The sequence below is a fragment of the Azospira sp. MPR-E4 genome, assembly GCF_058809645.1.
The window spans coordinates 15,643-39,548 of record NZ_JBXAST010000023.1 but is presented as its reverse complement, the minus strand read 5'-3'; the positions used below and the strand labels follow the sequence as shown (position 1 = coordinate 39,548).

The following is a 23,906-nucleotide window of genomic DNA, read 5'->3' as shown; positions in this document are numbered from 1 at the left end:
TTCACAGCAAGCCCGGGAGCCCGCGCGGCTCCCCAGGAGTTAAGTCATGGAAAAGGATCTGCGCGAAGCAGCGCTCGAATATCACCGCCTGCCGACCCCCGGCAAGATCGCCGTTCGCCCCACCAAGGGTCTGACCAACCAGCGGGACCTGGCCCTGGCCTACTCCCCCGGCGTGGCTTACGCCTGTGAGGAAATCGTCGCCAACCCCAACGCCGTGGACGAAATGACTTCCCGCGGCAACCTGGTGGGCGTGGTCACCAACGGCACCGCCGTGCTGGGCCTGGGCAACATCGGCCCCCTCGCCGCCAAGCCGGTGATGGAAGGCAAGGGCTGCCTGTTCAAGAAATTCGCCGGCATCGACGTTTTCGACATCGAAATCTCCGAAAACGACCCGGACAAGCTGATCGACATGATCGCCGCCCTGGAACCCACCCTGGGTGGTGTGAACCTGGAGGACATCAAGGCCCCCGAATGCTTCTACATTGAAGAGAAGCTGAAGGAACGCATGTCCATCCCCGTCTTCCACGACGACCAGCACGGCACCGCCATCATCTCCGCCGCCGCCATGCTCAACGGCCTCAAGGTCATCGGCAAGGACATCGCCAGCGTCAAAGTGGTCTGCTCCGGCGCCGGCGCTGCCGCCATCTCCTGCCTCAACCTGTGGTGCGAGCTGGGCATCAAGCGCGAAAACGTCACCGTCTGCGACTCCAAGGGTGTCATCTACGTCGGCCGCGATGCCAAGATGGAAGCCACCAAGGCCCGCTACGCCCAGGAAACCAGCGCCCGCACCCTGGCCGACGCCATCGTCGGTGCCGACATCTTCCTCGGCCTCTCCGCCGCCGGCGTGCTGAAGGCCGAGATGGTCAAGCAGATGGCCAAGGACCCGCTGATCTTCGCCCTGGCCAACCCGACCCCGGAAATCATGCCGGAACTGGCCAAAGAAGTCCGTCCCGACGCCATCATCGCCACCGGCCGCTCCGACTACGCCAACCAGGTCAATAACGTCCTCTGCTTCCCCTTCATCTTCCGCGGCGCCCTGGATGTGGGCGCCAAGCGCATCACCGAGGAAATGAAGCTGGCCTGCGTCAAGGCCATCGCCGCCCTGGCCCAGGAAGAAGTCAGCGACGAAGTGGCCATGGCCTACCAGGGCCAGCAGCTGACCTTCGGCCCCGAGTACCTGATTCCCAAGCCCTTCGATCCCCGCCTCATCTCCATCATCGCCCCGGCCGTGGCCCGGGCCGCCATGGAATCCGGCGTCGCCACCCGCCCCATCGTGGACATGGACGCCTACCGGGACAAGCTGAAGGAATTCAACACCCACACCGGCGTCGGCATGCGCGCCGTCTTCTCCGCCGCCAAGCAGGGCGAAGCCAGCCGCGTCATCTACGCCGAAGGCGAGGACGAGCGCGTCCTGCGCGCCATCCAGGTGATCCTGGAAGAGCGCCTGGCCAAGCCCATCCTGGTGGGCCGCCCGGAAGTGATTGAAGCCCGGCTGCAGAAGATCGGCTCCAAGCTCAAGGCCGGCGAGCACTTCGAAGTGGTGAACCCCAACTACGACGAGCGCTACAAGGAATGCTGGAGCGCCTACCACCAGCTGATGAAGCGTCGCGGCGTCACCATCGACATCGCCAAGATGCGCCTGCGCTCCGACAACACCATCATCGGCGCCATGCTGGTCAAGCTCGGCTACGCCGACGCCCTGATCTGCGGCATGAGCGGCCGCTTCGCCCACCACCTGCGCCAGGTGGAAGAGGTGATCGGCAAGGCTGCCGGCCACAACACCCTGGCCGCCATGAACCACCTGCTGCTGCCCAACCGGGCCCTGTTCCTCTGCGACACCCACGTCAATGAGAACCCGGACGCCCAGCAGCTGGCCGACATCGCCGTGATGGCCGCCGAGACCGTGCGCAGCTTCGGCATCACCCCCAAGGTGGCCCTGCTCTCCCACTCCAACTTCGGCTCCTCCCAGTCCGCCTCTGCCCGCAAGATGTCCGAAGCCGCCGACATCGCCCGGGCCAAGGCCCCGGACCTGGAGATCGACGGAGAAATGCACGGCGACTCCGCCCTGTCCGAGGAAATCCGCCTGCAGTCCGATCCGGAATCCCCCCTCAAGGGCGAGGCCAACGTGCTGGTGATGCCCAACCTGGACGCCGCCAACATCTCCTACAACCTGCTGAAGATGACCGGCGGCGAAGGCGTCACCATCGGCCCCATCCTCATGGGAGTGGCCAAGCCGGTGCACGTGCTGACCGCCACCGCCACCGTGCGCCGCCTGGTGAACATGACGGCCCTGGCCGTGGTGGATGCCAAGAAGCAGCGCTGAGTCGCAACGGCCGGGCTAGCCCCGGCCAAAAAGAAAAGCCCCGCCGGCCGCAAGGCCCCGGGGCTTTTTTCTTGCCGCCCGGCACCGCCTGTAGCGGCCCTGGCGACCAGGAAGGCAGACTCGCCTATTGGATGATGAAGTTGGTGAACAACACTTCTTTGACGCCGCTCTTGGGCGTCTCGTCGAGGAGTTTGTTGAGGACGTCGCGGATGCTTTCCGCCAGGGCCTTCTTGCCCTCCAGGGTCAGCAGCTGTTCCGGCTGCTCGGAGGAGAGCAGGATGATGAGCTTGTGCTGCACCTTGGGGCGGATGGCCTTGAGAGTCCCATCCACCCCGGCGTGGGCCACTTCGAACACCATGTCCACCTGCAGGATGCGTCCGCTGCCGGCCAGATTGACGACGAAACGCAGGGGCTCCGCCGCCGCCCCGCCGCCGCCTTCATTGGCAAAGGCCGGCGCCGCCAGAAAGGCGAACAGGCACAACAGGACAGAGCAACTCCGCGCAATCATCTTCATGACTTCCCCTGGAGAGAAAACCTGCACCGGCTCAAGACAAAAAAATAGCCCCGGACGGGGCGCGCTGCGGACGGCTTGGCGCCACCGGAAAGGATGGTGCCCATGGGCAGGATTGAACTGCCGACCTCTCCCTTACCAAGGGAGTGCTCTGCCACTGAGCTACATGGGCCACACATTCGGACCGCCAGCGAGAAAACGGCAGCCCTGCAAAATAAAACGGCCCCCTAGCGGAGGCCGTTTTACCTGAATCTGGTGGGTTGTGAGTGGCTCGAACACTCGACCTACGGATTAAGAGTCCGCTGCTCTACCAACTGAGCTAACAACCCAAAGAGGTGCGCATTCTAGCCACCTTTTTCTTTTTTGTACAGTTTTTTCGGAAATTTCAATCACACTGCCAGAAAATAGGCCAAGTCCTGCACGAAAAAACTTGCTGGACTGATAATTTTCTTGGCACTTCCGACTGCAACAACAGGTTGCGGATTATCAGTATTTTCAGGTGACGCGTCAAGCAACTGAGCGGGAACCGGAGCGGTTACAGAGTTGTTAGCTGAATATTGTGCGCAGAATAAGGCAAGAGCGAGTACTTTCTCGGTATTTATCGGCCTAGGGCAACTTCGCTATGAAGCCACACAGCAGCAAGGATGCTCCTGCTCCGGAAATGTAGCGCAACTAGAAATAGCGCACGAGCTGCACCCAAATCTGGGGACTTCTTTCTACATCGCTCTGCGCCTTCTCATGCCCAATTTTCCAGGCTGCAACTGCGTTCAGCTGCCAGTCAGTGACAGCCCAACTTACCCCGATCCCGGCACCTGAAAGGCGGCGAAAATTGTTGCCCCATGTCCACGGACGCTTGTTTACACGCACGTCACCATGGTCAACAAAGGTCGACACTTGCCAAGCATCAGTGAGGGCGTAGCGAAGCTCCACATTGGCCAGCAACCCCTGATCACCACAGGCTTCGCCCTGAGGATAGGCGCGGACACCGTAGGCGCCACCGAGACACAGCTTTTCTGCTCCATCAAGATTGCGGTTGGACCACTGTCCCTGTAGCTGGGTATACAGGTTGAAGCGTTCGCCCAGATACTGTGAACGAGCAATGCTCGGATTGAACTTGTCGAATCGACCTTGAGTGTTGGCCGTTACCGCATCGAATTGCTGGGCAGGATGACCATCTAGGTCCAACTGTCCATGGGTCCAGGCTATCGAGAAACTGCTTTGGCCACTTCCTAGCCAATCATCACGCTGACTGCCATGAAGCGTGGCAGTAATGGCCTGGGTGCGCTTGCTTCTTCGTTCGCCAAAGAGATCTATATCATCCTTGAGGCGCTTTTCTTCAAACTGGAACTGCGTCGATACGTTAAGGCTGCGCGAGCGTATCAGAGGCTGTAGAGCATAAATGCTGACAATGCTGGCACTGCCATGGGCCCGGATATCCTTGAAATCCTTGCCGAGCTTGTAGCTCATGTCTGAATAGGCGAAGCCCAACTGGGTGGCCCAGGGCCCCACCGGAAGTTGATAGGCCAGGCGACCATAAAGCTGCTGTTCATCGCTACCTGTCACGCGCAATGTCAGCCGATCTCCAAGATTCAGAGGATTGTTGAAATTGACAGTGCTGCCTGCGCGGAATTGGCCAACGAAGCGGTTTCCGTAGTTGTCCAGATCCACGGAACCGGAGACTCTGCGTCCTTGATGCACATCGATCAGCAGATCGCTAGTCCCGGTACTGGCCCCTGGACGTAGGGTAGATTTCACCTCGACACCGGGGGTCTCCTGCAACAGCAACAAACCTCGCTCGAGAGAGCGTGCCTGTACCACCTCACCAGAGCGCAAATCCGCGAGTGGCGCCAGGGCGCTGCCGCCCAGACCAGCGTTGTCGCTGATTTGCACGTCACCATAACGACCTTCCAGGACTGCGATCGTTATGATGCCAGCTTCAATTTCCTGGGCTGGTATATACGCCCGCGCCAGGGGATAGCCCTGCTCGCGATAGTAACGGGTGATACGGTTGGCGGCCGCCTGCAGTTCACTGATACGCCACTCCTTACCCGGAAGATCGGCGAGCAATGCCAGCAGAGAGGCGCTGGGGATGGTCTGGTTTCCTTCCAGGCGTAACTGATTGACCGCAATCTTCGGGCTGTCATCAGTCGACTGATCGTTTGGAGCATCCGGAAGATTGATCGGAATGGATGATTTCAGATTCTGCCTGCGAGGCTGTTGCTCGAGGTTTTGCATTATCTGTCCGACATCCGGAACTGTTGCAGCAAATACAGAAGAGACCTGCAGATAAGTGCCTAAGGCGGCCATCAATAACATCGGACGCATCTTCAGATTCCTTCTGGCAGGCGAATGCCCTGATTAATGACATTCAACCGGGGAATATCGATGACAGATGCCGTTGGGACAGGATTTACTGCTACCGCTGGGCGGCGATGTTCTTCCCGAGTGTGACTGGCAACGATCTGGGCCTGCAAAAGACGGGAGTCAACAGAGGTGCTTGGCGACGAGCCAATCACGGTCAACAGGCCATCGGCGTAGGTAATGTCATAGTTTCCCAGCCCCTGCCCCTGAGCGTTACTCGCGACAATGGCGTAGGTCCCCGCCGGAGCAGTACTGGCCGCGCCGGGGCTGCTCAGACTAACGACGGATACTTGATCGGAGGCTAGCAGTCCGGAGGTAATGAAGCCGCTCAGCCCCCCCGTTTGTCCATAGGTCTTGCTGGCATTGCTGGCAGTAATGGTTAGGGGTGCCTTGCTGACGGTAAGGGAGCCGGCTCCCATAGAGATGTCATAGCCGAACTGAGTTGAATACAAACCACCGAGACGAAGGGTAGCGCCGCTATAGGTTCCGACATTGGCGCTGTTTGCCGTATAGATGGCGCTGCCGGATAGCAGCGACGGATCATATCCGATGGGAAACACTAGCGCTCCAGTGCTGCTGGTGGCTGAGCCGTCGTAGGTCTTGCTGGCGTTGCCGACACTGACGCTGAGGGCGGTCATGAAGGAGCGCAGCAGGGGGGCGCTGTGGCCCTCGTACATACGCCAGGTGGCACCGGTTCCGCCGGCGTCGTCGATATTCCAGCCGGCCGTCACGAAGGGCGCCAGGCTGCTGAGTTGGGCGCTGGTCAGCCCCGATACGCCGGTGCCGTTGCCGGCCCCGACGCCCTGGACCAGGCCGCTGGTGGTTGTGTTCCAGAAGCTGCCGGTGGCGGTGCCAACATTGCTGCCCACCAGGCCGCCGACCGCGCCGACGCTGGAGCTGGCCGTGCCCGTGGAATAGACACGCAGCAGGCTGCCGTCGTTGAACCCGACCAGGCCGCCTGCTGTGGCGCTGCCCTGGGCGCTGCCGGTGGCGTAGCTGTCGTGGATGGTGCCGGTGCTGGCGTTGCTGCCGGCCAGGCCGCCGCCATTCAGGCCGCCGCTGGCGCTGCCCGTGGCCAGGGACTCGCTGAGGGTCCCGGCGTTGGTGCCGACCAAGGCGCCGACATTGCCCGTGCCGGTGACGGCGGTGTCGCTGCTGACCCGCTCGACCCCCCCGGTGGCAGCGTTGTAGCCCACCAGGGCACCGGTGTAGCTACCACCGGCCACGCTGCCACCCACCAGGTTGAGGTTGCCGACGTAGCCGGCGTTGTAGCCGAACAGGCCGCTGTAGGTGCTGCCGGGACGGTTGATGGCCAGGCCGCTGATGCGATGCCCCTGCCCGTCGAACCGGCCGGTGAAGGGGTTGGCCAGGCTGCCGATGGAGAGGAAGCCGGTGCCGCTGTTCCACAGCGCGCTGCTGGAGGCATTGATGTCGTTCGCCAGGACGAAGCGGCTGCCCGCCAGGCTGGTGGAAGCCAGGCCCTGCAGGCCATAGACATCGGCGATGCGGTACGGCGTGGCGACACTACCGTCGCCGCCCAGGGCACGCACGAAGGTGGCACCGGGGCTGAGGCGGAAGTCGGTGACGCTGAAGCTGGGCAGGCTGGCCGCCACCTGGCGCCAGGTGCCGCCGGTGAAATTCAGCACGCCGAGGTTGACGCCACCGTTGCTGGTCACAGTACCGGCGGCGGACAGGGCCAGGCTGCCGTTGGCGGCGTCGATGCCATTCCCCAGCACGACGTTGCCGCCATTGCTGGTGCTGAGGGTCAGTCCGGCGGCATCGCCCCAGGTCAGGCGGTCGGCCACGTCGAGGTTACCGCCCGCCGACAGCTGGCGGGTGCCGCTGATGCCGAAGGCACCGCCGCTGTCGAGGCTGAGCAGGCCGCCGGAGCCGAGGTTGGTGTCCAGGCTGTAGTTGGCAGCGCTGGCAGCCAGGTAGAGGCCGTAGCCGCTGCTGGTGAGGGCTGAGAAGTCGCTGGACGAGAGGAACGCCAGGTCGGCATCGGCATAACTGCCGCGCGCGGCCAGGTAGCGGCTGCGGGTCGCCGAGAGGCTGCCCTGCCCCGTGGCCAGGCGCGCGGCGGAGCTGTAGACGTCCAGCCCCTGGATGCCGTTGATGCCGATCACGTCGCCGAAGCCGGCACCGGTGTCGACGTTGCCATCCAGGTAGGCGATGGCGCCGTTGGCATCCAGACCGCTGGCGTCGCTGAGGATGTAGTAGTAGCCGTCCGCCCCGCTGCTGCCGCTGCCGATGGCCACGCCGCCGGATACGGCGGTCAGCGTCGCGCCCGCCAGGGCCGTGCTGCCGCCATTGCTGAAGGCCTTGCCGCTGATGGCGATGGGCGTGGTGCTGTAGCGCCAGGTGAAGTACGGGTAGAGGTTGGCGCCGGTGCCCCAGATGGACGAGGAGAAGCCGGACGGCAGCCCACCCTGGAGCTGCGCGTTGGTACGCCCGGTGATGCCGTTCACCAGGCCACCGGACGCGGCCTGCGACTGGCCACTGGTCTGGGTGTTCCAGTAGGCGTTGCTGATGGCGCCGTTGGTGCCGTTGTTGTAGCCGACGAAGCCACCCAGCTGGGTGCCGCCGGCGACGTAGCCGGTGGAGTAGCTGTTGCTGATGGTGCCGTTGATGAAGTTGACCCCGGCGAAGCCGCCGATGTTGCTCGAAGAGCCCTGGCCGATCACCGCGCCGGTGGCGTAGGAGTCGGTGATGCTGCCTTCGTTGTGCCCGACGAAGCCGCCGACCGGCCCCGACGACGCCCTCACCGTGCCGGTGGCGTAGGACTGGCTGATGGAGCCGCCATCGCCGCTGTAGCCGTTGGCGCCCACCAGGCCGCCGACATAGCCGAGGTTTGCGGTCGTGTTGGTGCCGGTGACGTTGCCGGTGGCATAGGAGCGGGTGATGCTGCCGCCGTTGACGTTGAAGCCGACCAGGCCACCGACCTGGTAGCCGGCTCCGGTGACATTGCCGGTGGCGGAGGCATCGGCGATGGCGCCGCTGTCGTTGGTGCCTACCAGCCCGCCGGTATTGGCTTCGCTGGTGCTGGTGCCGCTGACCGTGGTGCTGGCCGATGCGTTGCCGAGGGTACCGCCCTGCATGTAACCGACCAGGGCACCGACGTTGTCTCTGCCGGTAGCGTTGCCGCCCACCAGCTTGACGTTGGCCAGGGTCGCGCCGGAGGTGTAGCCGAACAGGCCGACATAGTCGGTGGCCGCACGGTTGATGGCCAGGCCGCTGATACTGTGGCCCTGCCCATTTAAGCTGCCGGTGAACTGCTGTGTGTTGTTGCCGACCGAGCGGAAACCCGATGCACCCCACACCTCGCCGTAGTAGCCGCCGCTGGCGGCCATGGCGCTGGCCAGGCTCAGGTCGGTGCCCAGGCGGTAATTGGCTGTCAGGTCCAGCCCCATCAGTTGCAGGGCGTGGGGGGTGAAGATGGTCGTGGAGTATTCGTTGCGCAGCATCGGCCGGGTATCGCCTTCGAACATCACCCACATGTTGGTGAAGTCGAAACCGGTGTAGGCCGACTGGTTGCGCACGGCGCTGGTCAGGCCGGTACCGCCACCCAGGGAGCTGGACTGGCCGGTGCTGTTGATGTCCCAGTAGCTGGTGTTGACGGTGATGGTGGGCAGGTAGCCGCCACCGATCAGGCCGCCCGTGGTGGTGTAGCCGGTGACCTTGCCGCTGGCGTAGGTGTTGGTGAGCGTCGCGCTGGAGATCACCTCGCCCAGCAGCCCGCCCGCATACGCACTGGTGTTGCTGACCGTGGCGGTGACCGAGCCGGTGGCATATGAGTCAGCCATGGCAATGCTCTGCACGCTGCCCGCCAACCCGCCCACCACGGTCAGGCCGGTCACGTCGGCGGCTGAGGACGAGTAGCGGATGATGCCGTTGTTCACCGTGCCGGCCAGGCCGCCGACGAAGGCCCCGGAGCCGGACACGCTGCCGGTCATGTGGACGTTGCTGAGGGTGCCGCCAAGGGTGGCGGCGATACCGCCGACGTTCATCTGGCCGGTGATGCGGGCATTCGACAGGGTCAGGTCACGGACGTTGCCGCTCACGGTGCGGAACAGCCCGACGTCGCTCTCTAGCCCGCGGTTGATGGTCAGTTTGTCGATGCTGTGGCCAAGGCCGGCAAAGTTGGTGCTCGCCCCGTCCAGCGGGTTGAAGCCGGCGCCACCGTTCCAGCCCGCGGTGGCGCTGGCGTCGATGTCGTTGCCCAGGGCGTAGAAGCCTGTGCTGGTGATGTTCTGCAACGCGCCGATGTCATGGATCAGGACATAGCCGGTGCCCGCCAGGCTGAGGCTGGCATTGCTGCCGGACAGGGTGACGCGGGCGCCCTTGTTCAGGCTGTAGCTGCCGCTGTAGGACATGGACAGCCCGGCGTTGTTGCCGGTGGCGGTGATATCCTTGTTGACGATGATGCTGCCGGCGGCGTTGAGCGCCAGCACGGTGTTGGCGCTCCAGCTGATGGGCGCGTCCACGGTGATGTTGCCGGCCTGGCTGCCGCCGACGCCGGTGGTCACCGTCACCCCGGTGCTGGCCAGGGCATTGGTGAGGGTGGTGACGTTGAGCACGCTGTCGTTGGCGTTGCCGTTGAAGCCTCCCATGCCGGAGCTGGTGGCGTTGGAAATGGTCACGTTGTAGGGGTCGATCAGCCACTCGCCGGTCTTGCCCTTGGGCGCCAGGGTAGTGACCTTCACGTCATCGGCGATCCGTACGTGGGCACCGCTGGTCTCGATGAAGCCGCCGTTGCCACCGTTGGGTGCGCTGGCGTCGAGGGTACCGGCCACCTTGACCACGCCGCCGTCGAAGTCGCCCATGAGCATGATCTTGCCGTTCTTCTGGCCCAGGGTGCGAGCCTCGATCACGCCGGTGTTGTTAACCACGGTCTTGATCAGTGCGTTGCCTGCGTCTGCGGTGAGCAGCACCTTGCCGCCATCGGCCCGGATCAGCTTGTGGTTTTCTACCAACGCATCCGCCGCCGAGCTATCTACCTGTACATTGAGCAGGCCATCACCGGCAAAGTCGAGAGTCATGGCATTTCCAGCAGCCAAGGCTACGCTGCCTTGACGTGCAACGATGACCCCCTCGTTGCTGACTCGCCCCCCCAAGAGGGCAACAGCTCCTCCATCGGCAGCAATAATGCTGCCCTGGTTAATGACAGCTGCCGGTTGGCCATTAGCCTTGAAACGATAGGAGCCCCGAACGAAGTCGAGAGGATCGATGTCCATTGAGGAAGCCACCAGGCCACCCACCTGAACCTGGGCACTGCTGCCGAATAGAACACCATTCGGATTGACCAGGAAGACCCTTCCATTGGCATTCAACTGACCCATGATCTGGGAACCATCGCTTCCCAATACCCGGTTCAGGGCAATGGCATCGGCCCCGGGTTGATTGAAAGTAACCCGGCTTCCTGCACCGATGTTGAAGCTCTGCCAGTCTATCGCCAACTTATTGCTGGACTGGTTGATCACCATTTGGCTTCCGGAAGAGCCAATGGCACCGCTTCCGTATGTGATGACACCGCCGGTAGGCAGATCGGCCGCAGCAGCCACGCCAGAGCCAAAAAGCAGCGCCGAGGTCAGAATCGCGGCAGGACATCCTCCACGACGGGAGGTACTTTCATGGGTAAAACTCCAGGTACCAAGCTGGCTATTCCACACCACGGCAAATGCACGACTCATGAACATTCGATAATTCCTCGCTTGCAGAGCGATCTGCAGGGCACGAACCTATGAGGAACGAATTTTATTTGGCCGACCAGAAATACGCACCATAACTGTTTCTTACGCTGAAAAAGGCTGTACCCGCCGATGAATCTTGAAGTTCCAATCGCCTATCCCGGCCGATATCACCTTCTTCCAAAGGAGAGGGATTTCGAAAAACAAAACATAAAAACAAATAGATAAGAAGAACAACATGCACTAGCACGCCCGTCAAAACCAAGGATGGCGCTTCAATGCGGCACGGTGGGGAGGTGTGAAACTGACGCCCCTCAAAATATGCCAAATAGAATTTTCTTACGCTTGAGGCAGAGAAGTAGGGCAAAAAGCAAGGCAGAAAACAAAAAAGCCAACCTATTGGCTGGCTTTTTGCTTTAGTTTCGTGGCGCATTTTTGGTGGGTCGGGCGAGATTCGAACTCGCGACCAACGGATTAAAAGTCCGCTGCTCTACCGACTGAGCTACCGACCCGCAAAAACGGAGCGCGAATTATAGGGGGCACCCCCGGGCCTGTCAAACCCGGGATTGATGCGGGTGGGCGGGCTATTCGTTGAGCATGCGTCGGTACTGCAGGCGCAGGGCCAGCCAGGCGCCGGCAATGATGGACAGGGTGGTGATGAGGCTGCCCAGGGCCAGAGTGGAGATGCCGGAGAGGCCCTGACCCACGGTGCAGCCGAGGGCGGTGACGCCGCCGAAGCCCATGAGGACGGCGCCGATGAGGTGGCTGGCCGTGTCTTCCGCATCGCGGAAGCCTTCCCAGCGGAAGCTGCGGCGGGACAGGGCCACCAGGGCGGAACCGGCGACGACGCCGAGCACCGTGGCGATGCCCAGGGTCAGCTTGCGGCTGGCGTCGCTCCAGGTGGCGAACAGTTCCAGGGCGTAGGCCGGCGGGGCGACGAAGGTGAGGGACTCCATGCGGCCGCTGTTGGTGCCAAGGAAAGCCGGCTGCAGGGTGTCGGGATGTTCGGTGACGAAGGCCAGATGGCCGCTGAGGAACCAGCCGCCCACCACGGCGGCGCCGATGGCCAGACCGCCGAGGATGTACTCGGCCTGGCGGAAGTCGGCGCGCAGCAGGGGCGCCGCCAGCAGCAGGCCGCCGACGCTGCCGGCCACCAGGGCCGACACCGTGGCCGGCGGCAGGCCCAGGAGAGACTGCAACAGCCGGGGCAGGTCCTGACCCGGGGCGGACAGATCCACGGCCAGGACATCCAGCAGGCCGACCCGCAGCAGAGCCGGCAGGCCCTTGAGGGTGGCCAGGGCGGTGAGGCCCATGACCAGGAACACCACCAGGGATTTGAGATTGCCGCCCCCCAGGCGCACCAGGGTCTTGGCACCGCAGCCCGAGGCCAGCACCATGCCGATGCCAAACAGCAGGCCACCCGCCAGGTGGGAAGCCCACAGCAGGCGGGGGGCGGTGTAGATGGAATTGGCCACGTCGATGAGGCCCGCCAGCTGCAGGCCGGCCGTACCCAGCACCGCCGTGCCCATGGCCAGCAGCCACATGCCCATGCGGTTCCAGTCCCCCATGTTCACTATGTCGGACACCGCGCCCATGGTGCAGAAGCAGGTGCGCTGGGCGACGGCGCCGAAGAGGCCGCCGAGGCCGGCGGCCAGCCACAGCAGGGGCGACAGATCGGGCAGGCTGTCCATCAGGCGCTACGGTAGGGCGTGGGATCGGCCAAGCCGGCGGCGCGGAAGCCTTCGGCCCGCAGGCGGCAGGAATCGCAGACGCCGCAGGCCCGGCCCTCGTCGTCGGCCTGGTAGCAGGAGACGGTGATGCCGTAATCGACACCGAGGGCGGTGCCGCGCTGGACGATCTGGGCCTTGGTGAGGTCGATCAGGGGCGCATGCACATGCAGCTCGGCCCCTTCCACCCCGGCCTTGGTGGCCAGATTGGCCATGCGTTCGAAGGCGGCGATGAACTCGGGGCGGCAGTCCGGGTAGCCGGAATAATCCACGGCATTCACGCCGACGAATATGTCCTTGGCCCCCAGCACTTCGGCCCAGGCCAGGGCGAAGGAGAGCATGACGGTGTTGCGGGCCGGCACATAGGTGACGGGGATGCCGCCGGCCTGGACGCCCTCGACGGGCACGGCAATGGAACTGTCGGTGAGGGCGGAGCCGCCGAACTGGCCGATGTCCAGGCGCACCACGCGGTGCTCCTTGGCGCCGAGGGCGGCCGCCACCCGGGCGGCGGCCTGCAGCTCGGCCTTGTGGCGCTGGCCGTAGTCGAAGGACAGGCAATAGGGGGCGAAGCCTTCGCTCTTGGCGATGGCCAGGCAGGTGGCGGAGTCCAGGCCGCCGGAAAGCAGGACGATGGCAGGGCGAATGTCAGTCATAGGCGGGCAAATATACCGCGAGCGGGGGCCGGCATAAAGGCTGGCCCCCGGTCCGGCCGGGCTGGTGCCAAGTGCAACAAGAGGCGCCCCGGGGCTGTCGCGAAACCGACAGGAAGACGCCCCACGACGCCGCCACGGCCCTGACGAGGCAGCAAAAACAAGCACTTTGGGGCAGTGCCGGGCACTGGCACCAAACCTGCTACTTAAGGCTCACAAAAGAAAAATTGTAGGAGAGCCGACATGAGCGCATTGCAACAGAAGGTGGCCAGTGTCCTGGAAGAACCGGGTTGCGCCACCAACCAGGCCAAGGGCGAGAAGGAACGCAAGGCGGGCTGCAAGAAGCAGCTCACTCCGGGCGCCGCTGCCGGCGGCTGTGCCTTCGACGGGGCCAAGATCGCCCTGCAGCCCATCGTGGACGTGGCCCATCTGGTACACGGCCCCATCGCCTGCGAAGGCAATTCCTGGGATTCGCGCCATACCCTCTCCTCCGGCTCCCATATCTACCGCACCGGCTTCACCACCGACATGAACGAGATGGACGTGGTGTACGGCGGCGAGAAGAAGCTCTACCGGGCCATCAAGGAAATCATCGACAAGTACGACCCGCCCGCCGTCTTCGTGTACCAGACCTGCCTGCCGGCCATGATCGGCGACGACATCGAGGCGGTGTGCAAGGCCGCCACCGCCAAGTTCGGCAAGCCGGTGATCCCGGTGAATGCCCCCGGCTTCGTCGGCAGCAAGAACCTGGGCAACAAGCTGGGCGGCGAGGCCCTGCTGGACTACGTCATCGGCACCCGGGAGCCCGACTACACCACCCGCTGCGACATCAACCTGATCGGCGAATACAACGTGGTGGGGGAGTTGTGGCAGGTGAAGCCCCTCTTCGATGAGCTGGGCATCCGCATCCTCGCCACCATCTCCGGCGACGGCCGTTACAACGACATCGCCACGGCCCACAAGGCGAGGGCGGCCATCATGCTGTGCTCCCAGGCCCTCATCAACGTGGCCCGCAAGATGGAGGAGCGCTACGGCATTCCCTTCTTCGAGGGCAGCTTCTACGGCGTCTCCGACATGTCCGACGCCCTGAGGAAGATCAGCGCCCTGCTGGTACGCCAGGGCGGCCCGGCAGACCTGGAGGAACGGGCCGAGGCCCTCATCGCCCGGGAAGAAGCCAAGGCCTGGGCCCGCCTGGAGCCCTACAAGGCGCGCCTGAAGGGCAAGCGGGTGCTGCTGTTCACCGGCGGGGTGAAGTCCTGGTCCGTGGTCTCGGCCCTGCAGGAAGTGGGCATGGAAATCGTCGGCACCTCCATGCGCAAGACCACCGCCAACGACCGGGAGAAGGTGAAGGAAATCATGGGCACCGACGCCCACATGTTCGACGAGCTGCCGCCCCGGGAGATGTACCGGATGCTCAGGGACTCCCAGGCCGACGTGATGCTCTCCGGCGGCCGCTCCCAGTTCGTGGCGCTGAAGGCCAAGACCCCCTGGGTGGAGATCAACCAGGAACGGCACCACGCCCTGGCCGGCTACGACGGCATCGTCAATCTGGTGGATGAGATCGACAAGGCCCTCTACAACCCGGTGTGGCAGCAGGTACGCCAGCCGGCCCCCTGGGAGCGGCCCGACTGGGAACAGGACCTCGAAGAATGGCAGTCCTGCAATCAGGAAGAATGCGCAGGCGAGGTGTGCCATGGCTGAGGTCAAGCACAGCAGGAAGGCCTGCGCCGTCAATCCGCTGAAAATGAGCCAGCCCATCGGCGCCGCCCTGGCCTTCCTCGGCATGGACCAGGCCCTGCCCCTGCTGCACGGCTCCCAGGGCTGCACCGCCTTCGGCCTGGTGCTCTTCGTCAAGCACTTCCGCGAGACCATTCCCCTGCAGACCACGGCCATGAACGAGGTCACCACCATCCTCGGCGGCCTGGAGAATGTGGAGCAGGCCCTGGTGAATATCCACAAGCGGGCCGCCCCGGCCCTGGTGGGCCTCATCTCCACCGGCATCACCGAGGCCAAGGGCGACGACGTGGACGGCTTCCTCCAGCTGATCCGGCAGAAGCACCCGGAACTGGCGGACATGGAGGTGGTGTTCGTCTCCACTCCGGACTTCGCCAGCGCCTTCCAGGACGGCTGGGGCAAGGCGGTGCTGCGCATGGTGGAGACCATCGCCAAGCCATCGAATGTGCACCGCCCCTGGCAGGTGAATATCCTGCCCGGCTGCCACCTCACCCCCGGCGACATCGAGGAGGTGAAGGAGATGGTCGAAGCCTTCGGCCTCACCCCGGTGGTGCTGCCCGACCTCTCCGGCTCCATGGACGGCCACATTCCCGAGACCTTCCTGCCCACCACCCTGGGCGGCACCCGGCTCGACGAACTGCACAGCATGGGCGAGTCGGCCTACACCCTGGTCATCGGCGAACAGGGCCGGGCGGCGGCGGCAAAGCTGAAGGACATCGCCGGCGTGCCCTACGCCGTCTTCGACCGGCTCACCGGTCTGAAGCCCTGCGACGATTTCCTGGCCCTGCTCTCCCGCATCGCCAACACCGAGGTGCCGCCCCGCTTCAAGCGCCAGCGCAGCCAGCTGCTGGACGCCATGCTGGACGGCCACTTCCACTTCGGCAAGAAGAAGGTGGCGGTGGCCGCCGAGCCGGACCTGCTGTACGCCCTCACCACCTTCCTCACGGAGATGGGGGCGGAAATCCAGGTAGCCGTCACCAGCACCGAATCCCCGCTCCTCAACCGGGTGCCGGCGGACGAAGTGCTGATCGGCGACCTGGAAGACTTCGAGCAGGGCGCCGTCGGCGCTGACCTGCTCATCACCCATGCCCACGGCCGCCAGGCGGCGGCGCGGCTGGGCATCCCCTTCTGGCGCTCCGGCCTGCCCACCTTCGACCGCCTCGGCGCGGCCCACAAGGTGAGCGTGGGCTACCGGGGCACCCGGAACCTGATTTTCGAGGTGGGCAATGTCTTCATTGAAAACCTGCACGAAGCCGTCCCCGACGATTTCCGGCCGACCGCCGAACCCGCCGCCAACTGCGGCACCGGCTGCGCGCACGGTGCGGCGGCTGTCGCTTGTCACTGAATCAACCAAGGAAGGTGCCGCCATGAGCAAACCGCTGAAAGTCGCATTCGCCACCGAGGACCTGCAACAGGTGGACGCCCACTTCGGCTGGGCCCGCAACATCGCCATCTACGACATCACCGCCGACAGCTCGACCCTGGCCACCGTGGTCCGCTTCGAGGGGGACCTGAAGGAGGACGGCACCGAGGACAAGCTGGGGGCCAAGCTGGAAGCCATCCAGGACTGCGCCATTGTGTACGTGGCCGCCATTGGCGGCTCGGCGGCGGCCCGGGTGGTGAACATGAAGATCCACCCGGTGAAGGTGCCCAATCCGGAACCCATCACCGCCATCATCGGCAAGCTGCAGGCCGTGCTCAAGGGCACCCCGCCGCCCTGGCTGCGCAAGGCCCTGATGAAGGATCAGGAACGCAATTTCGACGACGCCCTGGAAGAGGAAAAATCCCATGTCTGATTCAGCTGTCTGCGCAACTTTTGCCATTGCCGACTCCCCCTTCCTCTCCGAGCTGGTCAAGCAGCTGCGTTCCCAGGACAGCTACGGCCACTGGGACGGCAAGAGCGATGTGGAAGTGGTGGGTCCCTACGTGCTGGACAAGGAGGCGCGCAAGGCCATCCCCATCATCGACGACCCGGACCCGGAAGTGCTGTGGCGCCTGGAGCTGTACTACAACGCCATCGGCCTGGCCATCGAGCGCCAGAGCAAGGTCATGTGCGCCCCCATGATCAAGATGAGCCACGAGGGCTTCGGCCGCGTGGTGCTCATCGCCGGCCGCCTGGTGGTGTTCAATAAATACCACCGGGACGTGCACCGCTTCGGCTTCGACTCCCTGGAAGCCCTGGCGGAACAGGGCGACAAGATCGTCAACGAAGCGGTGGCCATGATCGCCCGCTTTGGCGAGGTGGCGAATTACGGTTGAAAGGCTTTAGCCACAGAGGACACAGAGAGCACAGAGAAATTCCGGGCAGTAGCGGCGGCAATACGGATCGTCAAAACCCCCGGCGTTTCCGCTGCGATGTTTTCCCCTCTGTGATCTCTGTGCCCTCGGTGGCAACGATTTAAGGAATCCCCCCATGAGCGACAACCCCGAAGAACTGAAGGCCCAGATCAAGAAGCTCTCGGCCCAGGCCATGACCTGGAAGATGAACCTGCACGACCTCTCGGAGGAGCTGCCGGTGAACTGGGAAAACATCATGGAAACGGCCCAGAAGACCCACGACGCCTACGCCGCCCTCACCGCGGCGCGGCAGCGCCTGGCCGAGCTGGGCTAGGAGGAATCGTGGAACGCCTGCCCGACCTGACCCGGGACGAGACCTCCTGGCGCCGCGAATGGCAACGCTACCTGCCGGCGGACTACCGGCGGCGTACCGCGGTACCCATCCGCTTCGAGCGGGAGGCGGACCTTCAGGCCGGCGGCGTGCGGGTCATGGGCTTCGACCGCTGGGGCGAGAACTGCTTCTACCACCACGTCTATGAAGTGCCCGCCCCCATCGTGGACGACGAGGAAGGCGCCTTCCAGGAAGCCCGCTGCTACGGCCAGTCGGTCTTCGCCTGGCGCCTCGCCGGCAACTGGCTGGTGTGCACCCGGGAGCACGGCGCCGCCGGCGCCTGCCGCCCGGAGCGGCGCCACTACGCCCTGGCCGCCACCCTGCCCCGCTGAATTTTTCTACAAGGAGCCATCATGTCTGTCTTCAGCGTCACCCTGCCCTCCGGTGTGGAGTGGATTCCCAACTTCGTGCAAAGCATCGACGACGAAAAGTGCATCGGCTGCGGCCGCTGCTTCAAGACCTGCGGCCGGGATGTGCTCTCCCTCATGGCCATGGACGACGAGGGCGAGCTGATCGCCATCGACGACGGCGACGACGACGAGTACGAGAAAAAGGTCATGACCGTGGCCCACCCGGAAAACTGCGTCGGCTGCGAGGCCTGTGCCCGCAACTGTTCCAAGAAGTGCATCAGCCACGCCCCGGCCAAGGCCTGAACCCGTTCCACCCCGAGCCGCCGCCATGGACGCCGCCCACTACCTGGCCCTGATGGACCTGGGCCGTCTCGCCCTCCTGCCCCGGGCCCGGGACGACGAGTACGAGGACCTGCTGGCCCTCCTGCTCGACCATGGCAGCGGACCGGAGAGCCGGCCCCTGGCCGCCGCCGTGGCCAAGGGCTGCCTCGGCGACAACCACCTGTGGCAGGACCTGGGCCTGCCCCACCGGCAGGCCCTGTCGGACCTGCTGCGGGAACACTTTCCCCGGCTCTTCGCGCGCAACACGGGCAATATGCGCTGGAAGAAGTTCTTCTACCTGCAACTGTGCGAGCAGGCCGAAATCCGCGCCTGCCGCGCTCCCTCCTGCGGCGTCTGCGCCCATCTGGCGGAGTGCTTCGGCAACGAGGACGGGCCGGCCCTAGGCACCCTCTCCGTGAGCGCCCACCTCTAGGGCAGGGGTCCCGCTGTCTGGAGTTGCACCGGCAGCCCAGGCCGCCAGTTCCCCGGCCACCCGGGACACCACCTCGTCCCAGTCGCCCCGCCGCTCCTGGCGGAACAGGCGCAGCACCCCCGGATACCAGGGCGAATCCTGGCGCCCTTCGAGCCAGCGCCAGTCGGTCTTGTAGCGGGGCAGACACCCGCAGCACCGGAAGGCTACTCTCGCTACCAACGGAATGAGAACTGGACGGCTGATCTCAGTGCCGAGAGGATATCGCAGTAATCCCAAGACATCAGCGCAGTCCCCAATGGTTCGCCACTAGCAACACGCGGTGCTACTTAACCTGCACCCGATTGAGGCGGGCCAAAAATCTCTCAACCCATCTCCGTCCCTAAATATATCGCGAGCAAGCTTTCCGATAGAGCAAAACAACCCTCAACCCCTTCGGTTTGCCTTGCGTGAACGAATTCCAGTCGTCATTGTGCCCGACTCAGAGCTATTCCTGCCTCTGCACCGCGTACGGACATAGGCGTTTCTGAGCATCAAAATTCAGGCGCCACGCGATTGGAACCATCAACAATGATTCGGACATTAATCCGCAGCATATGCGTATCGCACTAACGAGCCTAGAACAGGCCTCAGGCTATGTTTAGCCATCTGTGGTAAAATGACAAACGCCTAAGTGCACCCACGGCAACCACTGAAACCAATCGTATTATTATTGAATACGCATCAATATTAACGCCACCAACCTAAGTTGATAGCACGGTATTTATAGAAAATCGGAATACCGCAATCAACTCGAGCTGACTATGTCCTGTACAAATCCAATAGAAAAAGAAGAATTACTTGCATCCCATTGCGAAAAGACGTCAATAAAATACTCCGAGTACAGACCAGACATTGACGCATTGCGGGCAGTAGCAGTTATCGCGGTCATACTCTTTCACGCCTTCCCCTCTTTTGCTCCAGGCGGATTCGTCGGAGTAGATATTTTCTTCGTCATATCCGGCTATTTGATCTCAAAACATATACTAAAAGACCTTCAGCAGAACGCCTTTTCAACTCGCTCTTTCTACAGGAAGCGTATCAAAAGAATTTTCCCGGCACTCACCGTTGTAATTGCTGTAACTGCAATTATTGGCTGGATAATATTAACGCCCGACGAATACAAAATGCTTGGGCGACCGATTGCTGGCGGCGCTGCATTTGTCGCTAACTTCGTTTTTTGGAAAGAGGCTGGTTATTTCGATATGGCCGCCGATACCAAACCACTATTACATCTATGGTCACTTGGAGTGGAAGAGCAGTTTTATATCATCTGGCCCGTATTGCTCGCACTGCTGTGGCGTTTTCAATCAAAATACATTTCCAAATACATTTTTTCTCTTTGTGCGCTATCCATTGTCTACTCGGCATTCTTGGTCAAAAGCAACCCAACCGCAGATTTTTACTCTCCCATAACCCGTTTCTGGGAGTTGGGGGCCGGCGCATTTATCGCTCAGATGGAGCTTAGCAACAAATTAAATTATCAAGCCAGAATTAAGACATTCTGGGTGGCAATAGGAGTTAGCCTTATTGCCATTGCCATCTTCTTCATCGACAACACACTTCCGTTTCCTGGCATTATCGCAGCCATCCCCGTCCTGGGAGCTGCTTTAGTAATTGCAAATTACAGCGCACATACAGAGTCAAAAATATCCGTCAGTTTTTTTATTCGCCCACTAGCGCTCGTTGGCCTGATCAGCTACCCACTCTATCTATGGCACTGGCCGCTGCTGTCTTATGCCAGAATAATAGAATCCCAAACACCATCTGCTAGCACCAGAGCAATTCTTATACTCGTCAGTTTCGTTTTGGCCTGGGGAACTTACAAATTTATAGAAATCCCCATCAGAAGTAAACATGGCCACGCTCAAAAAAAGTATGTCGCCTTGCTCTGCATTGGCGCCATAATTCTTTTTTCCCTTGGCGTAACAATTCGCAAGCTTGATGGAATAAAAAACAGGGTTTACGGCAAATTGAACGGAAATATTAGCACCCTGACCATCGGACATGACAGGGGGAATCTCCTCAAGGAATGCGGACTTCCGTCCGAAAAAATTAGGAACTACCAGTTCTGCTTATCCAGCACCAAAAATCAACCCAGTATTGCTATTATTGGCGACAGCAAGGCCGAGGCTTTATATTATGGAATTGCTCGAGAATTGAAAGCAATAAATAGCCAATCAAGCAGCATTTTGATTGGCTCCATTCGCCCGCCACGAGAGCCGTTAAACACCCCTGCCGACATCAAACAACAGGAAAAGAACAAGTTGGCGTTTGACATTTTAAAGAATAGCCAGACGATCAAAACTGTTGTTTTAGTTATTGCTATGCGAAACATATTTCAGATTAATAGCGAAACAGGATTCATATCCAATCCAACACCAAATAATCTGAATGAAACATTCGCCGCCTACAAAAATGCAATCGCCGATCTAACAACATCAGGGAAGAAAGTTATTTTCTTGATTGACAACCCCACCTTCCCAGACCCGCGCAGTTGCATTAGTGGCGGCATGACCTCAAGTGCATTCCTCAACAACTTCCTCTATCGCAAGGAAAACCCTCGCTGCACAATTTCTTACACAGATCATATTGAGGGAACAGCTGCCTATCGGCAGTTTGCTGAAAGACTATCGAAATCTAACGCGCAAGTTGTATTGTTTGACCCAACAGATATTCTTTGCGATCGTCCACAAAATAGGTGCTCGATCACGAAGGATGGCAATTTTTTGTACAGCTACTCGGACCATATCTCAGACTACGCCAACACTCTGATAGCGAAAGAAATACTTACCTCGCATTAAGAGATTTTCCTAACAGCACTCCTGAAAGAACCAAGGCCCGCCAGATGGGCGGGCCTTGCTGCGGCGGGACCGGCGCTACCGGTGCCTATACGACTCAGACCTTCTTCAGGAAGCAGGCCTTGAGCATGAAATTGCCCTGGTCCAGCTTGCAGTCCACCTCGTGGTCGCCGCCACTCACCAGACGGATGCTCTTCACCTTGGAGCCCTGCTTGAGGACGATGGAGGAACCCTTGACCTTGAGGTCCTTGATCAGCACCACGGCATCGCCGTCGTTGAGGACGGTGCCGTTGGCGTCCTTGATCACGGCGTCGGCTTCCTCTTCCGCCGCCGCACCGGCCTGGGGCCATTCAAAACCGCAATCGGCGCAGACGTAGTTGTCGCCGTCCGGGTAGGTGTTTTCCAGGGTGCATTGGGGGCAGGCGGGCAGGTTGGACATGGGGTTCTCCAGTTAACAGGGACGGGATTTTAACCGATCGCCGCCCTCCCCCGCCCAATCACCGGCATGCAGAAGGAATTCCGGCCTCCCGGCATCCGCCATCCGTACTATGATCCAGACAGTGCCGGCATCGCGCCGGCACCCTCATTCAAGGAGCAAACATATGGGCAGCAAGGACAAGAAGAAGGAATCCAAGGGCAAGAAGCCCCAACCCAAACCGGCAACCTGCCGCGCCTGATCCGGCGCACCCGGAGCAAATTTCCCCCAAAGGGGAAGCGGCCAGCACTCCTCGCCGCAGGAGTCGATGCCGCAAAATAGAAAAGCCGCCCACGGGCGGCTTTTTCCTTTTCTGCTGGCCGAAAAACTCAGGCCGGCACGCCCAGCACCACGTGGCTGGCCTTGATCAGGGCGGTGGCCGGGCTGCCTTCCCTGAGGCCCAGTTCGGTCACCGCCTCGTTGGTGACCACGGCGTGCACCTGGGTGCCGCCGGCCAGGGCCAGCACCACATCGGTGTTGATGGCGCCCCGGGAAATTTTCTGCACCGTGCCCTTGAGCTGGTTGCGGGCGGAGAACCTCACCTCGCCGTCGTCGGCCATGAGGATGACCCAGGGCGCCTTGACCAGGGCGAAGGCCTCCTTGCCCAGGGCCAGGCCCAGTTCCCTGACGCTGGCCTGGGTGACGATGGCGACCAGCCGGTCGCCGCCGTCGGTGGTGATTTCGACCTCGGTATTGATGGCGCCGGCCGTGAGGGCGCTCACCTTGCCGGAAAAGACGTTACGGGCGCTGGTCTTCATGCTGAACTCCTTTTTGATCCGGGTTATTTTCAATTGCGCTATTTACTACATAATATCGCGCATGGTTCTTGCGTGATGAAGCGCAGTCTAGGTCGTTCCGTTGCATTAGTTCAACCATAGCGCTGCAAATCCCCGCGGTGGTGCATCAATGATCGCCCGCGCACCAGAATGGCTATGTAGTTTTGTATATTTCGTGACAAGGAAGAGGCTGTGATGTCCCAAAATCAACAGAAGCTGGTGGGCAAGCTGGCCCTGGAAACCGAGTTCGGCCCCTTTCTCGGCGACACCCGCATCCGCCTGCTGGAAGCCATCGACACCCACGGCTCCATTTCCCAGGCGGCCAAGGCCGTGCCCCTCTCCTACAAGGCGGCCTGGGATGCGGTGGATGCCATGAACAACCTGGCCGACGAGGCCCTGGTGGTGCGCAGCACCGGCGGCCGCCACGGCGGCGGCACCCTGCTGACGGACTACGGACGCAAGATCATCGCCCTGTACCGGGCCGTGGAGCAGGAATACCAGGGCGCCCTGGACCGCCTCGCCGGCCATATGGCGGAAATCAGCGAGGGCGACGTGCGCCAGTTCCAGTCCCTGCTGCGCCGCCTCTCGGTACGCACCAGTGCCCGCAACCAGTTCGTCGGCAAGATCGTCGGCCTGCGCGACGGCGGCGTGGATTTCGAGGTGCGCATCGCCCTGGACGAATCCACCGAACTGGTGGCCATCATCACCAGGGAATCCTCGGAGAACCTGGAACTGGCCCTGGGCAAGGAGATCTGCGCCCTGGTCAAGGCCTCCTCCCTGATGCTGCTGACCGAGGGCGCCGGCCGCATCACCGCCCGCAACCAGCTGTGGGGCGAGATCAGCCACATCCACGACGGCCCGGTGAATGCCGAGGTCACCCTGACCCTGCCCGGCGGCAAGACCCTCACCGCCGTGGTCACCCACGGCAGCATCGAGTCCCTGGAACTGGTGCCGGGCAAGAAGGCCTGCGCCTTCTTCAAGGCCTCCAGCGTGATCCTCGCCGCCACCGCCTGATTCCCGCTTTTCCCAATCCCCTTTCACGACCTTCGGAGA

18 protein-coding genes and 3 tRNA genes are annotated in these 23,906 nt (G+C 62.1%); 11 read left to right on the top strand and 10 right to left on the bottom strand.

All coding sequences use genetic code 11. From position 1 onward, the window contains the following. The first annotated feature begins 46 nt into the window (after positions 1-46). Positions 47-2,323 carry an NADP-dependent malic enzyme gene (locus AC1RTA_RS09025; protein ID WP_130459797.1) on the top strand — a complete coding sequence of 759 codons (2,277 nt, stop codon included), beginning with the start codon at positions 47-49 and terminating at the stop codon, positions 2,321-2,323. 124 nt (positions 2,324-2,447) lie between these two features. Here AC1RTA_RS09025 and AC1RTA_RS09020 read toward each other — a convergent pair whose 3' ends face one another. The 8 genes from AC1RTA_RS09020 to queC form a co-directional block, all read right to left on the bottom strand. Further along, the gene (locus AC1RTA_RS09020) at positions 2,448-2,837 is read right to left on the bottom strand and encodes a flagellar basal body-associated FliL family protein (RefSeq protein ID WP_492784546.1); all 390 of its coding nucleotides are present in this window, start codon (positions 2,835-2,837) and stop codon (positions 2,448-2,450) included. 94 nt (positions 2,838-2,931) lie between these two features. Further along, a tRNA-Thr gene (locus AC1RTA_RS09015) sits at positions 2,932-3,006 on the bottom strand. A gap of 81 nt (positions 3,007-3,087) precedes the next feature. Further along, a tRNA-Lys gene (locus AC1RTA_RS09010) sits at positions 3,088-3,163 on the bottom strand. A 343-nt stretch (positions 3,164-3,506) separates the two neighbouring features. Next, on the bottom strand, positions 3,507-5,159 hold the full coding sequence (locus AC1RTA_RS09005; RefSeq protein WP_492784545.1) for a ShlB/FhaC/HecB family hemolysin secretion/activation protein: 1,653 nt from the start codon (positions 5,157-5,159) through the stop codon (positions 3,507-3,509). Between the two features lie 2 nt (positions 5,160-5,161). Next, entirely contained in the window at positions 5,162-10,885 is a 5,724-nt protein-coding gene (locus AC1RTA_RS09000) for a two-partner secretion domain-containing protein (protein ID WP_492784555.1), read from the bottom strand. A 433-nt stretch (positions 10,886-11,318) separates the two neighbouring features. Beyond that, positions 11,319-11,394: transfer RNA gene (locus tag AC1RTA_RS08995), tRNA-Lys, on the bottom strand. Between the two features lie 72 nt (positions 11,395-11,466). Next, a complete protein-coding gene (locus AC1RTA_RS08990) occupies positions 11,467-12,573 on the bottom strand; it encodes a YeeE/YedE family protein (protein ID WP_492784544.1) in 1,107 nt (368 codons plus the stop codon). Continuing rightward, positions 12,573-13,262 (bottom strand): 7-cyano-7-deazaguanine synthase QueC, encoded by a 690-nt coding sequence (gene queC, locus AC1RTA_RS08985; protein ID WP_130459795.1) that lies wholly within the window; start codon positions 13,260-13,262, stop codon positions 12,573-12,575. The genes AC1RTA_RS08990 and queC overlap by 1 nt, the downstream gene beginning before the upstream one ends. Positions 13,263-13,502: 240 nt before the next feature. Here queC and nifE point away from each other — a divergent pair, with 240 nt between their 5' ends. The 9 genes from nifE to AC1RTA_RS08940 all read left to right on the top strand — a co-directional run bounded on the left by nifE (position 13,503) and on the right by AC1RTA_RS08940 (position 21,605). Continuing rightward, positions 13,503-14,960: a nitrogenase iron-molybdenum cofactor biosynthesis protein NifE gene (gene nifE, locus AC1RTA_RS08980; protein WP_492784543.1), complete on the top strand. Its 1,458-nt coding sequence runs from the start codon at positions 13,503-13,505 to the stop codon at positions 14,958-14,960. Beyond that, positions 14,953-16,338 carry a nitrogenase iron-molybdenum cofactor biosynthesis protein NifN gene (gene nifN / locus AC1RTA_RS08975; RefSeq protein ID WP_492784542.1) on the top strand — a complete coding sequence of 462 codons (1,386 nt, stop codon included), beginning with the start codon at positions 14,953-14,955 and terminating at the stop codon, positions 16,336-16,338. Before nifE ends, nifN begins: the two co-directional genes overlap by 8 nt. A 22-nt stretch (positions 16,339-16,360) precedes the next feature. Continuing rightward, positions 16,361-16,789 carry a nitrogen fixation protein NifX gene (gene nifX / locus AC1RTA_RS08970; RefSeq protein WP_197739016.1) on the top strand — a complete coding sequence of 143 codons (429 nt, stop codon included), beginning with the start codon at positions 16,361-16,363 and terminating at the stop codon, positions 16,787-16,789. Then, complete coding sequence (locus AC1RTA_RS08965; protein WP_416243615.1) at positions 16,782-17,252, top strand: NifX-associated nitrogen fixation protein; 471 nt, start codon at positions 16,782-16,784, stop codon at positions 17,250-17,252. Before nifX ends, AC1RTA_RS08965 begins: the two co-directional genes overlap by 8 nt. Before the next feature lie 154 nt (positions 17,253-17,406). Continuing rightward, positions 17,407-17,604, top strand: coding sequence for a CCE_0567 family metalloprotein (locus AC1RTA_RS08960; protein WP_014235665.1), 198 nt, complete (start codon positions 17,407-17,409; stop codon positions 17,602-17,604). 8 nt (positions 17,605-17,612) lie between these two features. Further along, on the top strand, positions 17,613-17,993 hold the full coding sequence (locus tag AC1RTA_RS08955) for a hypothetical protein (protein ID WP_014235666.1): 381 nt from the start codon (positions 17,613-17,615) through the stop codon (positions 17,991-17,993). 21 nt (positions 17,994-18,014) lie between these two features. Continuing rightward, positions 18,015-18,314 (top strand): ferredoxin III, nif-specific, encoded by a 300-nt coding sequence (fdxB, locus tag AC1RTA_RS08950; protein ID WP_014235667.1) that lies wholly within the window; start codon positions 18,015-18,017, stop codon positions 18,312-18,314. A gap of 25 nt (positions 18,315-18,339) precedes the next feature. Next, complete coding sequence (locus AC1RTA_RS08945) at positions 18,340-18,765, top strand: nitrogen fixation protein NifQ (protein WP_492784541.1); 426 nt, start codon at positions 18,340-18,342, stop codon at positions 18,763-18,765. 800 nt (positions 18,766-19,565) lie between these two features. Then, positions 19,566-21,605: an acyltransferase family protein gene (locus tag AC1RTA_RS08940; protein ID WP_492784540.1), complete on the top strand. Its 2,040-nt coding sequence runs from the start codon at positions 19,566-19,568 to the stop codon at positions 21,603-21,605. Between the two features lie 94 nt (positions 21,606-21,699). Here the strand turns inward: AC1RTA_RS08940 and AC1RTA_RS08935 are convergent, their stop codons facing one another. Both AC1RTA_RS08935 and AC1RTA_RS08930 read right to left on the bottom strand, forming a co-directional pair. Then, positions 21,700-22,041 carry a zinc ribbon domain-containing protein YjdM gene (locus tag AC1RTA_RS08935; RefSeq protein ID WP_014235670.1) on the bottom strand — a complete coding sequence of 114 codons (342 nt, stop codon included), beginning with the start codon at positions 22,039-22,041 and terminating at the stop codon, positions 21,700-21,702. Positions 22,042-22,406: 365 nt separating this feature from the next. Beyond that, positions 22,407-22,835 carry a TOBE domain-containing protein gene (locus AC1RTA_RS08930; RefSeq protein ID WP_014235671.1) on the bottom strand — a complete coding sequence of 143 codons (429 nt, stop codon included), beginning with the start codon at positions 22,833-22,835 and terminating at the stop codon, positions 22,407-22,409. Between the two features lie 213 nt (positions 22,836-23,048). Here AC1RTA_RS08930 and AC1RTA_RS08925 point away from each other — a divergent pair, with 213 nt between their 5' ends. Then, positions 23,049-23,867, top strand: coding sequence for a TOBE domain-containing protein (locus AC1RTA_RS08925; RefSeq protein WP_014235672.1), 819 nt, complete (start codon positions 23,049-23,051; stop codon positions 23,865-23,867). The last annotated feature ends 39 nt before the right edge of the window (positions 23,868-23,906 follow it).